Origin of the sequence: Streptomyces sp. 3211.6, assembly GCF_003634815.1 — a bacterium.
Lineage (GTDB): Bacteria > Actinomycetota > Actinomycetes > Streptomycetales > Streptomycetaceae > Streptomyces > Streptomyces katrae_A.
Genome location: NZ_RBXC01000001.1, coordinates 5548364 through 5560705, shown reverse-complemented (window position 1 = coordinate 5560705; position 12342 = coordinate 5548364). Strand labels below are relative to the sequence as shown.

The 12342-nt window shown below is 74.0% G+C and carries 11 protein-coding genes; 4 read left to right on the top strand and 7 right to left on the bottom strand.

The window, feature by feature from the left end:
* Positions 1–145: 145 nt before the first annotated feature.
* Positions 146–1093 (bottom strand): 2-hydroxyacid dehydrogenase, encoded by a 948-nt coding sequence (locus tag BX286_RS25840; protein ID WP_079429919.1) that lies wholly within the window; start codon positions 1091–1093, stop codon positions 146–148.
* Between the two features lie 85 nt (positions 1094–1178).
* On the opposite strand from BX286_RS25840, the gene BX286_RS25835 reads away from it, so the two are divergent.
* From BX286_RS25835 to BX286_RS25825, 3 genes are all read left to right on the top strand, one after another.
* On the top strand, positions 1179–2186 hold the full coding sequence (locus BX286_RS25835; protein WP_079429918.1) for an aldo/keto reductase: 1008 nt from the start codon (positions 1179–1181) through the stop codon (positions 2184–2186).
* 197 nt (positions 2187–2383) lie between these two features.
* Entirely contained in the window at positions 2384–3532 is a 1149-nt protein-coding gene (locus tag BX286_RS25830; RefSeq protein WP_121016432.1) for a sorbosone dehydrogenase family protein, read from the top strand.
* 30 nt (positions 3533–3562) lie between these two features.
* Entirely contained in the window at positions 3563–3838 is a 276-nt protein-coding gene (locus BX286_RS25825) for a DUF6191 domain-containing protein (RefSeq protein ID WP_079429916.1), read from the top strand.
* Here the strand turns inward: BX286_RS25825 and BX286_RS25820 are convergent.
* The 6 genes from BX286_RS25820 to BX286_RS25800 form a co-directional block, all read right to left on the bottom strand.
* Entirely contained in the window at positions 3835–6873 is a 3039-nt protein-coding gene (locus BX286_RS25820) for a helix-turn-helix transcriptional regulator (protein WP_079429915.1), read from the bottom strand. The two genes, BX286_RS25825 and BX286_RS25820, sit on opposite strands and share 4 nt — an antisense overlap.
* Positions 6874–6953: 80 nt before the next feature.
* Entirely contained in the window at positions 6954–7118 is a 165-nt protein-coding gene (locus BX286_RS36730) for a hypothetical protein (RefSeq protein ID WP_159036723.1), read from the bottom strand.
* A 189-nt stretch (positions 7119–7307) separates the two neighbouring features.
* Positions 7308–7934, bottom strand: coding sequence for a hypothetical protein (locus tag BX286_RS25815; RefSeq protein WP_121016430.1), 627 nt, complete (start codon positions 7932–7934; stop codon positions 7308–7310).
* 103 nt (positions 7935–8037) lie between these two features.
* Complete coding sequence (locus BX286_RS25810; protein WP_079429913.1) at positions 8038–8592, bottom strand: GNAT family N-acetyltransferase; 555 nt, start codon at positions 8590–8592, stop codon at positions 8038–8040.
* Between the two features lie 27 nt (positions 8593–8619).
* A complete protein-coding gene (locus BX286_RS25805) occupies positions 8620–10851 on the bottom strand; it encodes an MMPL family transporter (RefSeq protein WP_100862821.1) in 2232 nt (743 codons plus the stop codon).
* Between the two features lie 139 nt (positions 10852–10990).
* On the bottom strand, positions 10991–11443 hold the full coding sequence (locus BX286_RS25800; RefSeq protein WP_261993513.1) for a signal peptidase I: 453 nt from the start codon (positions 11441–11443) through the stop codon (positions 10991–10993).
* Between the two features lie 60 nt (positions 11444–11503).
* Here BX286_RS25800 and BX286_RS25795 point away from each other — a divergent pair, with 60 nt between their 5' ends.
* A complete protein-coding gene (locus BX286_RS25795) occupies positions 11504–12289 on the top strand; it encodes a GNAT family N-acetyltransferase (protein ID WP_121017731.1) in 786 nt (261 codons plus the stop codon).
* Positions 12290–12342 lie beyond the last annotated feature (53 nt).

Here is a 12342-nt window from a genome sequence, read left to right as displayed (position 1 = left end):
CCAGACGTACGTGGCGCAGCCCCTTCTTCCGGACGATACACCACTTTCGTCACTCAGCGACATAGCTTCTCTACTCTCCGTTACCACCGGGAGCCGTGCGGCAACTGCTCGCATACGTATGGACGCGGAGAGTGTGCGCTCTGGTTCAGCCGGTGATCAGAACGGTGTTCTCGACCGGCTCCCCGGCGGCGAACCGGGTGAGCTGGCGGGCCACCAGCCGCTTCGCCCGGGGCTCGAACGCCGAGCTGCTGCCGCCCACGTGAGGCGTGATCAGGACGTTCGGGGCGTGCCACAGCGGGTGGCCCGGGGGCAGCGGTTCCGGGTCGGTGACGTCGAGGGCGGCGCGCAGCCGGCCGGACTCCAGTTCGGCCAGCAGGGCCTTGGTGTCGGCGACGGGCCCGCGCGAGACGTTCACCAGCAGGGCTCCGTCCTTCATCCGGCCGAGGAAGGCGGCTCCCGCCAGGCCCCGGGTGTCCTCGGTCAGCGGGGTGGAGAGGATGACCACGTCCGCGTCCGGGAGGAGGCCCGGGAGGTCGCCGAGGGCGTGCACCGGCCCGTGCGGGGCGGTGCGGGCGGAACGGGCGACGCGGGTGATCCGCCCGCACTCGAAGGGCAGGAGCCGGTCCTCGATGGCCGCGCCGATCGCGCCGTAGCCGACGATCAGGACGGACTTGTCGGCCAGGGCCTCGTAGAAGCCGCCGCGCCACTCCTCGCGGTCCTGGCCGCGCACCATGCCGGGGATGCCGCGCAGGGAGGCGAGGGTGAGGGTCAGGGCGAGTTCGGCGGTGCTGGCCTCGTGGACGCCGCGCGCGTTGCACAGCCGGACGCCGGGGCGCAGGTGGCCGAGGCCGGGCAGGACGTGGTCGATGCCGGCGGTGAGGGTCTGCACGACGCGCAGGGCGGGCATGGCCGGGAGCGGCCGCAGGGTGACGGCCTGGGACTTCATGTACGGGGTGACGTAGAAGACGCAGGCGGCCGGGTCGGCCGGGAACTCCTCCTCACCGTCCCACTGCCGGTAGCGGAAGGAGTCGGGGAGGCCGTCGATCTCCCCGGGCGGGAACGGGAGCCAGACCTCGGCGGTCGTTGCAGTCATGATCCCGAGGCTATGCGAAGGGAACGTGATCAAGCCGTTAGTTTGAGGGCCGGACCGGGACAGGGCCGGGAGGGGGGAGGCAGGGGTGGAGCGCAGGTCGATCGGGTCGGGGCCGCTGACGGTGGGGGCCATCGGGCTCGGCTGCATGCCGATGAGCTGGGCCTACGCGCCGTCGCGCCGCCGGGGCGAGGAGTCGCTGCGGACCCTGCACACGGCGCTGGACCTGGGGGCGAACCTGCTGGACACGGCCGACCTGTACGGGCCGTTCACCAACGAGCTGGCGGTGGGGCGGGTGCTGCGGGAACGGCGGGCCGAGGCCTTCGTGTCGGCCAAGGTGGGGCTGCGGGCCGGCGAGGGGCACGTGGTGGCCGACGGGCGGCCGGAGTACGTGCGGCGGGCGTGCGACGCCTCGCTGCGGCGGCTGAGGACGGACGTCATCGACCTGTACCAGCTGCACCGGGTGGACCCGGAGGTCCCGGTGGAGGAGACCTGGGGGGCCATGGCGGAGCTGGTGCAGGCGGGGAAGGTGCGGGCGCTGGGGTTCTGCGCGCTGGGCGCGGGGGCCGGGCCGGGTGCGGGGCGGCGGGGGGACCGGGGGTACCGCTCGACGCTGCGGCACCTGGAGCGGGTGCAGCAGGTGTTCCCGGTGACGGCGGTGCAGGCGGAGCTGTCGGTGTGGTCGCCGGAGGCGGCGTGGCAGCTGCTGCCGTGGTGTGCGGCGCGGGGGGTGGGGGTGCTGGCGGCGATGCCGCTGGGCAGCGGGTTCCTGACCGGGACGCTGACGCCGGGGCAGGGGTTCGAGGAGGCGGACGTGCGGGCCCGGCACCCGCGGTTCACGGCGCATGCCATGGCGTCGAACCAGGTGCTGGTGGCGGAGCTGCGGCGGGTGGCCCGGCGGCACGGGCCGGAGGTCACCGCGGCGCAGGTGGCGTTGGCATGGGTGCTGGCGCAGGGTCCGCACGTGGTGCCGGTGCCGGGGGCGGGGCGGGCGCGCTGGGCGGCGGAGAACGCGCGGGCGGCGCAGGTGCGGCTGACGGCCGGGGAGCTGGCGGGGTTCGCGGCGCTGCCGGCGGCGGTGGGGGCCTGGGACTGAGCCTCCGGGGACCGCGGCGACAACCACTCGATCGAGTGTACGAGTGGTGGAACTTGGGCACCCGCCGGATCTGTTGGGTCTTGTGAAGGGCAGGGCTGGAGGGGCGACCGGAGGGGAGCGGGACGGTGCGGTACGGAGTGCGGGACGGGCGTTTCGGTACGGGGCGGTACGGAGCCGGGGGCGGGCGGCGCCGGGGGGTGGCGGCCGGGCTCGCGCTGGCGGGGTGCGGGGCGCTGCTGGCGTCGGGCTGTTCCGCGTCGGGCGGGGCGCCGCCCGGGGTGGGGGGTTCGCCGCCGGTGTCGTCGGTGGCGGCCTCCGCGGGGGCCCCGCCGGGGGCGTCGCCGCCGCCCGCCAGGGGGTCCGTGCAGGTCACGGGCGAGGTGGCGAAGGGGCTGGACTCCCCTTGGGGCGTGGCCCCGTTGCCCGGCGGGGACCTGCTGGTGGCCTCCCGGGACAAGGGCACGATCAGCAGGGTCCGGGCGGGCTCGGGGGAGGTGACGCAGATCGGGAAGGTGCCCGGGGTGGCGCCCGGCGGGGAGGGCGGGCTGCTGGGGCTCGCGCTGTCCCCGCACTTCGCCTCGGACCGGCTGGTGTACGCGTACTTCACGACGGAGTCCGACAACCGCATCGCCCGGATGCGCTACGACGAGCAGAGACCGCCCGGGCAGCAGCTGGGCGCGCCGGACACCGTGCTGAGGGGCATCCCCAAGGGGGTCTTCCACAACGGCGGGCGGATCGCCTTCGGCCCGGACGGGATGCTCTACGCCGGGACGGGCGAGACGGGGAACACGGCGCTGGCGCAGGACAGGAAGTCGCTGGGCGGGAAGATCCTGCGGATGACCCCCGACGGAAAACCGGTGCACGGGAATCCCGAGCCGGACTCGGTCGTCTATTCCTGGGGGCACCGCAATGTGCAGGGCCTCGCCTGGGACGGGGCCAAGCGGCTGTGGGCGTCCGAGTTCGGGCAGCACAGGTGGGACGAGCTGAACCTCATCGAGCCGGGCGGCAACTACGGCTGGCCCGAGGTGGAAGGGAAGGGCGGCAAGGCGGGCTTCCGGGATCCGGTGGCCGTCTGGAAGACGGACGAGGCCTCGCCGAGCGGGATCGCCTGGGCGGAGGGCTCGATCTGGATGGCCTCGCTCAAGGGCGAGCGGCTGTGGCGGATCCCGCTGAAGGGGGCCGTGCCGGAGGCGGAGCCGGAGGCCTTCCTGACGGGGAAGTACGGGCGGCTGCGGACGGTGGTGGCACTCGGCGGCGACAGACTGCTGCTGGTCACGAGCGAGACGGACGGGCGCGGATCGCCGCAGGCGGGCGACGACAGGATCCTGAGTCTGACGGTGCGGTGACCGACGGAGCCCCGGTGGGGGGCGGAAGGCATGGTGGGCGTGGTGTTCAACATGATCGAGGAGCTGTTCAACCCAGGGCGCCGGCACACGGACGAGGAGAAGAAGCGGCTGGAGCTGTCCCGGACCGACGTCGGTGACGGCGATCCGGGACGGGGCCCGATAGACCTGGACTCCGGCACGGTGCTCATACGCCCGGCCGCGAGCCGCCCGCCGGACGCGGACGGCGAGGCGGACGCGCAGGCCGGTGGCGGCGGCGCCCCGGACGCCGGGGAGGTGGCCGCCCCGGACGGGGGCGACGCTCCTTAGGGCTGCGGTGCCAGGGGGGTGAACAGGCGCAGCCGGTGGGCGAGGGCCGCGGCCTCTCCCCGGCTCGCGACGCCGAGCTTGGCCAGGATGTTCGAGACGTGCACGCTGGCCGTCTTCGGGGAGATGAACAGCTCCTCCGCTATCTGACGGTTGGTGCTGCCCGTCGCGACGAGGCGCAGGACGTCCCGTTCGCGGCTGGTGAGTCCCAGGGCCTCGACCGGGTCGGTGTCCGGGGCCGGTGCGGCCGGGCGGGCCTCGTCGGGGGTCAGCGGGAGCCTGGCGCGCTGGGCCAGCAGGGCCAGGTCCTCGCGGAGCCGTCGGGAGCCGAGCCGGTCGGCGGTGGCGTGAGCGTCGCGGAGCAGGCCGGCGGCCGTCTCCCGGTCCCCGCCCGAGCCCAGCAGGGCCTCGGCGAGCCGGTGGCGGGCGCGGGCCAGGAGGTAGGGGCGCTCCAGGGAGCTGACGGCCGCCTCGACGGCCGTCCAGTCGGCGACGCTGTCGCGGCCCTCGGCGCGCAGCAGCTCGGCCCTGAGGTACTCGGCGTGGGCGGTCCACAGGGGTACCGGGGTGGCCAGGGTGCGGGCTGCGGTGCGCACGGCTTCCAAGGCGGCGGGCCGGCCCTCCTCGGTGCCGGGCAGGCCTCTTGCGTCCGCTTCGGCGGTGGCGGACGCCAGGAGGAGGGGCCAGGCGTAGCGGTGCTGGCCGGACGGGAAGCCGTAGGCGATGGCCTGTGCCGTCTCGGCGCGGACGTCGGCGATGCGGCCTTCGCCCGCGGCGACGCCGATGGCCAGCCGGAAGAGCGGGATCCGGTGCTGGGGCTGGCTGTCGTGGGTGCCGAAGTGGGCGTGGGCGGCAGCGAGCTGGGCGGCGGCTTCGCTGAGTTCGCCGCGGCCCAGGGCCAGGTAGGCCAGGCGTGCGGAGGCGGAGCCCCGGGGGGCGGCCCCGTGGCCCGCGTGCAGGGTGCGCCGGGCCGCTTCGGCGGCCTCGTCCCAGCGGCCGAGGCTGTACAGGCTCTCCGCCATGTTCCCGCGGACCCAGGCCTCGGTGTCCAGGAGCCGGGCCCTGCTGACGAGTTCGACCCCTTGTTCGGCCAGTTCCACGGCTTCGCGGGACCGGCCCAGTGATTCGAGTTGGGAGGTGATGTTGATATGGGCACGGCCCGCTACGACGGTGAATCCGCGTTCGGCGGCGCGGTCCTTGACCTCGTGGAGTTCGGCGAGGCCGGTGGCGGTGTCCCCGGATTCCATCAGGAGGTAGCCGCGGGTGATCCGGGCGTTGAGCTCGGTCTCCTCGGCGCCGACCATGCGGGCGTACTCCACGGCCCGTTCGGCGGCGGCGAGGTTTCCGGGGCCCGGGTTGTGGAGCATGCCCCAGCCCGCGGCCCGGACGAGGACGTCGGCGTGCACCTGGGACGGGGGCAGGCCCTTGACCAGTTCCTGGGCGGTGGCGATCTCGTGCCAGCCGTCGCCGCGGCCGAGGCTGGCGATGAGGCGGGAGCGCTCGGTCCAGAACCAGGCGGCGCGCAGCGGGTCGCCGCCGTCCTCGTCGAGGATGCGCAGGGCCAGTTTGGTGAGTTTCAGGGCCCGTTCGCGTTCGCCGCCGTAGCGGGCGGCGACGGTGGCTTCGGCCAGCAGGTCGACGCGGTAGACCGGGGTGCCGGCCGGGTCGCTTCCGCAGGGCGGGTACACCTCGGTGTAGTCGACGGGGCGCAGTGCGTCCCGTACCTCCGCGGGGGCGCTCTCCCAGAGTTCCATGGCCCGTTCGAGGAGGCTGAGCTGCTCGGAGTAGGCGTGCCGGCGCCGGGCGGTGATGGAGGCGGCGAGGACGGCGGGCAGGGCCTTGGCGGGGTCGTTGGCGGCGTACCAGTAGTTGGCCAGCCGGATCGTCCGCTCGTCGGCGCGGATCAGCGTGTCGTCGTCCTCCAGGGCCTCGGCGTAGCGGCGGTTGACGCGGGCGCGTTCGCCGGGCAGCAGGTCGTCGCTGACGGCCTCGCGGACCAGGGAGTGGCGGAAGCGGTACCCGTCGCCGTCGGAGGTGGCGAGGAGGATGTTGGCGCCGACGGCGGCGCGCAGGGCCTCGATCAGCTCGTCCTCGCCGAGCCCGGCGACGGCGCGCAGCAGCGGGTATTCGATGGTGGAGCCGCCTTCGGCGACGATGCGGACCACGCGCTGCGCGGCGTCCGGGAGGACCTCGACGCGGACGAGGAGCAGATCGCGCAGGGATTCGGTGAGCCCGGTGCGGCAGCCGCTCTCGTGGCAGGCGACGAGTTCCTCGACGAAGAAGGCGTTGCCGTCGGAGCGGTCGAAGACGGAGGCGACGAAGGCCTCGTCGGGCCGGGAGGCGAGGATCCCGGCGAGCTGGCGGCGCACCTCGCCCCGGTTGAAGCGGGCCAGTTCGATGCGCTGGACGGTGCGGAACCGGTCGAGTTCGGCGAGCAGGGGGCGCAGCGGGTGGCGGCGGTGGATGTCGTCGGCCCGGTAGGTGGCGACGAGGACGAGCCGGCCCCGGCCGAGGGTACGGAAGAGGTAGGCCAGCAGGTGCCGGGTGGAGGTGTCCGCCCAGTGCAGGTCCTCCAGGACGAGGACGACGGTGCGGTCGGCGGCGAGGCGTTCCAGCATCCTGGCCGTCAGTTCGAAGAGGCGGGCGGTGCTCTCCTCGTCGTGGGGGCCGCGGGGGGTCTCGCCGAGTTCGGGGAGGATGCGGGCGAGTTCGTCCTCCTGGCCGGCGGCCGCGGCGGCGAGTTCACCGGGGAGCAGGCGGAGCAGGGTGCGCAGGGCCGTCGAGAAAGGGGCGAAGGGAAGGCCCTCCGCCCCGATCTCCACACAGCCTCCGACGGCCACCACGGCTCCGCGGCGGGTGGCCTCGCCGAGGAACTCCTCGGTCAGCCGGGTCTTGCCGACTCCGGCCTCGCCCCCGATCAGGAAGGCCTGGGGCTCCTGGTCCGCCGCGCGGCCCAGGGCGTCGACGAGTACGGCCAGTTCGTCGGCTCGGCCGACGAACACCGGGCTGACAGATCTGGTTTCCACGCCGCTGAGCATCGCACACGGTTCCGGTCGTGCGGCAGTCGTTGTCGGTGCGCTCGTCATCTCGCGTCATTCCACGGGGTGCGTGGCGCGGGTTACGCGGCGCGGGTGAAGAGGCTCCGGTGGCGACTCACCGACCTCTCGCGTTCCTGGCCGCGCGAGGTGCGGGAGGCCTTCTTGGCCTCGCGGGCGATCCGGTACTCGTCGGCCTGGCGGAGGAGGTCGGCGCGGTGGGCGGTGGCGATCTCGGACTCGAACATCTCGTTCTCCCTGGTTGCTTCTCTCGGGCACCTCGTTCGGTGTGATCCAAGATTCGCGTCCCAGAGGGGTCCGGCACATGGGGCTCATGCCGCATCTGTGCGGGCCCGGGGTCCTTAGGCCGGGCCCCCGGGGTCCTGAGAAGGGCTCGAGCCGTGCGGGGGCGGCCTAAGGCAGGGGTAAGGCGGTGCCTACTCGGCGGCCGTCGGGAGGGGTACGAGGAGGTCGAAGTACATGAGTCCGAAGAGCAGGACACCGAGGACGCCCAGGGCCACGGCGGCCCAGGACACGGAGCGGACCCAGGCGGGGTGGACCCGGCCGGGGGCGCCGAAGGCGGGGGCCGCGAGGACGACGGCGGCGAGCAGCAGGGCCAGGGCGGAGAGGAGGCCGTTGACGAGGGCCGTCATGTGCCAGGCGTCGCCGTACAGGGCGGCGATCTTCTCCTTGGCGGTGGTGGCGTTGGCCGACTCGATCTGGCCGATGAGGGTCTGGCGTTCGCCGATCACGCGGGCGACCCAGCTGCCGCTGAGGGCGATGAGCCCGAGGCCGGCGGCGGTGATGGCGGAGGCGGCGGAGCCGACGCCGGTGGGCCGCTCGGGGAAGGCGTCCGCCTCGTCGTCGTCCAGGTCGTCGCCGGGCTCCTCGTCGGCATGGGCGTCGGCGGGGGCGTCTGCCGGGGCGGGGGCGTCGGTCCCGGCGGCCGGGGCGGTGGTGGGGGCCGCGGTGTCCTCGGCCTCGGCCGGGGTGCCGGCGGCCGGCTGGTCCTCGGCGGCGTCCGCCTCGGGAGCGGTCGGGGAGGCGGTCTTGGTGGTGTCCATGGCGCGCACCGTAGGCGGAGTTTCTGAGAGGCTCCTGAGAGCGCTCGCCGCCCGGCGGGCCGAGTGGGCCGCAGGGCCCGGGCGGGGCCTGCGGCCGTGGCGGCTACGCGGTGCGGGCGGCGGCCCGTTCGGGGGCGAGGAGCGACCAGATCTCGGTGTCCTGGCGGACACCCCGGTGCAGGTAGCTCTGCCGCAGGACGCCTTCGCGGGTGAAGCCCAGGCGCTCGGCGACGGCGATGCTCTTCTCGTTGCCGCTGGCCACGTGCCATTCGATGCGGTGCATGCCGCGCACGTCGAAGGCCCAGTCGACGAGCACCCGGCAGGCCAGGGTGACCAGGCCCCGGCCGGTGCCGGCGGGCTCCATCCAGCAGCCGACCTCGCAGTTGCCGGCCGCGGCGTCGAAGTGGGGGAAGAGGACCCCGCCGACGAGGGTGCCGGCGACGCGGATGCCGTAGAGGCGGGCGCCGTCGGCGGCGGACTTCTCGGCGTTGGTGCGCAGCAGCTGCCGGGCCGACTCCAGGTCGGTGGCGCGGTCGGGGAAGCCGATGAACTGGCCGATGAACTCCCGGCCGCGGTCGATGTGCGCGAGGAATTCCTCCGCGTGCCAGACCTCCAGCGGGAAGAGCTGGGCGTCGTCGGCCAGGTCTATGGCGAACATGCGTGCTTCCTTGTGGGTCGTGAGGGGTCAGCGGGTGAGTCCGGCCGTGGTCGCGTGGTCCGCGTCCGGCCGCTGCGCCGGAAGTGTCGCACGGGGGCCGCACTCCGGGGGTTCGATGCTGATCCTGGGCAGCCGGCGCTCCAGCCAGGCGGGGAGCCACCAGTTCGCCCCGCCGAGCATGTGCATGAGCGCGGGGACGAGCAGGGTGCGCAGGACGAAGGCGTCGAGGGCGACGGCGGCGGCGAGCGCGATGCCGAACATGGCGATGATCCGGTCCCCGCTGAGCACGAAGGCCAGGAACACGGAGATCATGATGACGGCCGCCGAGTTGATCACGCGGCTGGTCTCGGCGAGGCCCACGCGGACGGCCCTGCGGTTGTCGCCGGTCTCCAGCCACTCCTCGTACATCCGGCTGACGAGGAAGACCTGGTAGTCCATGGAGAGCCCGAAGAGCACCGACACCATGATCACCGGCAGGAAGGGCTCGATGGGACCGGCGCTCCCCAGGCCCAGCAGCTCGCTCCCCCAGCCCCACTGGAAGACCACGACGACGACGCCGAAGGAGGAGGCCACGGCGGCGACGTTCATGGCGGCCGCCTTGAGCGGGATGCCGAGGGAGCGGAAGGCCAGCAGCAGGAGCAGGCAGCCGAGGGCGATGACCACGCCGACGAAGAGCGGCAGCTTGCCGACGATCACTTCGGCGAAGTCGTCGTAGCCGGCGGTGACCCCGCCGACGTGGGCCTTCATGGAGCTGCCGTGTGCGGCGCGCGGGATGACCTCCTCGCGGAGCCGGTCGACCAGTGTGCTCGTGGCCCGGGACTGCGGGGCGGAGTCGGGGACGACGGTCAGGACGGCGGTGTCCCCGCTGCGGTTGAAGACGGCCGGGCCCGTGGAGGCCACGCCGTGGGTGGTGCGCAGGGCGTCGGCGAGCCGCTGGACGGCGACGCGGTCGCCGGCGCCGTCGAGCCGGGCGACGACCGCGAGCGGGCCGTTCACGCCGGGGCCGAAGCCTTCGGCCAGCAGGTCGTAGGCCTTGCGGGTGGTGGAGGAGGCCGGGTTGTTGCCCTGGTCGGAGGTGCCCAGGTGGAGGGAGAGGGTGGGCAGGGCGAGGACCGCCATGACGAGGGCGGCGACCAGGCCGAGGAGTTTGGGGTGGCGTTCGACGAAGGCCGACCAGCGGGCCGCGAAGCCGGTGGGGGCCTCGGGCCGGGGGCCTTCGGCGGCGAGCCTGCGGCGTTCGCGGCGGGACAGGGCCCGCATGCCGATGTACGACAGGAGGGCGGGGAGCAGGGTGACGGAGGCCGCCACGGTGAGGACCACCGTGAGGCAGGCGGCGATCGCGACGCCGTTGAGGAAGCCCAGGCGCAGCACCAGCATGCCGAGCAGGGCGATGCAGACGGTGGCTCCGGCGAAGACGACGGCCCGGCCGGTGGTGGCGACGGCGTTCTCGGCGGCTTCGCCGACGTCGAGGCCGCGGGCCAGGCCCTTGCGGTGCCGGGTGACGATGAAGAGGGCGTAGTCGATGCCGACCCCGAGGCCGACGAGGGTGCCGAGCATCGGGGCGAAGTCGGCGACGGCCATGGCGTGCCCGAGGAGGGTGATGCCGAAATAGGCGCTGCCGACGCTGACCAGGGCGGTGGCGATGGGCAGCAGGCTGGCGGCGAGGGAGCCGAAGGCGAGGAAGAGGACGAGGGCGGCGATGGCCACGCCGACGACCTCGGCGAGGTGGGGGCTGGGGGCTTCGGTCAGGCCGATGGCGCGGCCGCCGAGTTCGACCTGGAGGCCGCCGGCCTCGGTGGCGGGGTTCTTCGCCGCGTCGGCCACGGCCCTGGCCTGGGCCTTGGGCACGGAGTCGGCCTGCTGGTCGAAGGTGACCACGGCGTAGGCGGTGCGGCCGTCGGGGCTGATCTGGGCGGCGCCGGCGGGGCCCGTTCCATAGGGGCTGGTGACGGAGCCGATGCCGGGGAGGGCGGCGATGGTGTCCAGGGCCCGGGTCATCCGCCGTTCGACGTCGGGGGTCCGTGCCGTCTGGTGGTCCGGGGTCCGCCAGACGATGGTGTCGGTGTCGCCGCCCTGGCCGTGGAAGCCGTCGCGCAGGAGGGCGTTGGCCTTGTCCGACTCCGTGCCGGGGACCTCGTAGTCGTTGGAGAACGCCGTTCCGGTGGCCGTTGCCGCGGCGGCGGTCCCGCCGAGGGCGAGCAGCCAGATCAGGACGGTGACCAGCCGGTGCCGCATGCACCACCGTGCGATTGCTGCCAACGGACGTGCTCCCTGGTGGTTCGGATCTTCAGCGGGAGTCGGCCCGACGCAAAGAACGCTTGAACTCGTGAAGTCGTGGACTGGTGAGTCGTGAACTTGTGAAAGGTGCGGCCGCCGTGGGCGGCCAGGGTGTGTGGGTTTACACCTCGTTCGACACGATCGCAGCGTTTCGTGATCGTTGGCCGTTTTCGTGTGCATCGTCACAGGCCTGGCCGTCGGTGGGCGCGTCGGCCCGGTAGCCCGGGACGGAGGGCCAGCGGACGGTCAGGACGACGGTGTCCTCCTCCGCGTACCAGGAGTGGTCGACGCCGCGGCCCCAGACCACGTAGTCGCCCTGTTCGGCGAGGACGACGGTGCGGCCGGGGAACTCCAGCCGGAAGCGGCCGCTGATCAGTACCTGGAGGGCGGTGCGCCGCTCGCCGGTGACCCAGCGTTCGCGCGCCTCGCCCTTGGGGTGGACGCCCCATTTGATCTCGACGTCCTCGCTGTGGCGGGGGTCGCCCGGCGCCTTGAAGTGGCCCAGGAGCCAGCCCCGGTCGGCGGCGGCGTCGGGGGTGGCCTTGCCGGTGTAGATGGTGTGGTCGTCGTGCACCAGGCGAGGTTATTGCACTTGCGGGGGCGGAGGACCAGCTGATCAGCTGCCCGCATGACGATGGATCTTGATGAACTCCTCGAGGTGCGCGACCAGTACGACGCCGAGGTGCGGCGCGGCGCGCAGGACCCGGGCGTGGAGCGGGTGGGCCGGGTCGTGCGCGCCAGCGTCCCCGGCTGGAGCGGGGTGCTGTGGTCGGACCTCGACGAGGACACGGCGGACGCGGAGATAGCGGCGCAGGTGGCGCACTTCGGCGCGCGCGGGCCGGAGCAGGGCGGGCCGGGGTTCGAGTGGAAGCTGTACACGCACGACCGCCCGGCCGACCTGGGCGACCGGCTGCGCGCGGCGGGCTTCGTCCCGGAGCCGCCGGAGACGCTGATGGTGGGCCGGACGGCCGACCTGGCCGGCCTGCCGGTGGAGCCGCCGGAGGGGATCAGCCTGCTGCGGGTGACGGACGAGGCGGGCGTGGACCTGATGGCGCAGGCGCACGACCGGGCCTTCGGGGTCGAGCGGCCCCGGCTCAGGGAGGGCGTGCTCGCCCAGCTGCGCGAGGACCCGGGCTCGATCGAGGTCGTGGTGGCGATGGCCGGGGAGGTCCCCGTCAGTTCGGCCCGGATGGAGTTCCGGGCGGGCAGTGCCTTCGCCGGCCTGTGGGGCGGCGGCACGGACCCCGAGTGGCGGGGCCGGGGCATCTACCGCCTGCTCGTGGCGCACCGCGCCCGGATCGCGGCCGAGCGGGGGATCCCGTACCTCCAGGTCGATGCCATGGACGACAGCCGGCCGATCCTGGAGCGGCTGGGCTTCGGGGTGCTGGGCGTCACCGTGCCCTACATCTGGCAGGGCTGAGGAGGCGTACGGCGGCCGCCGGAGCGGAGGGGTTCGCCGGCGGCCCGCCGCCC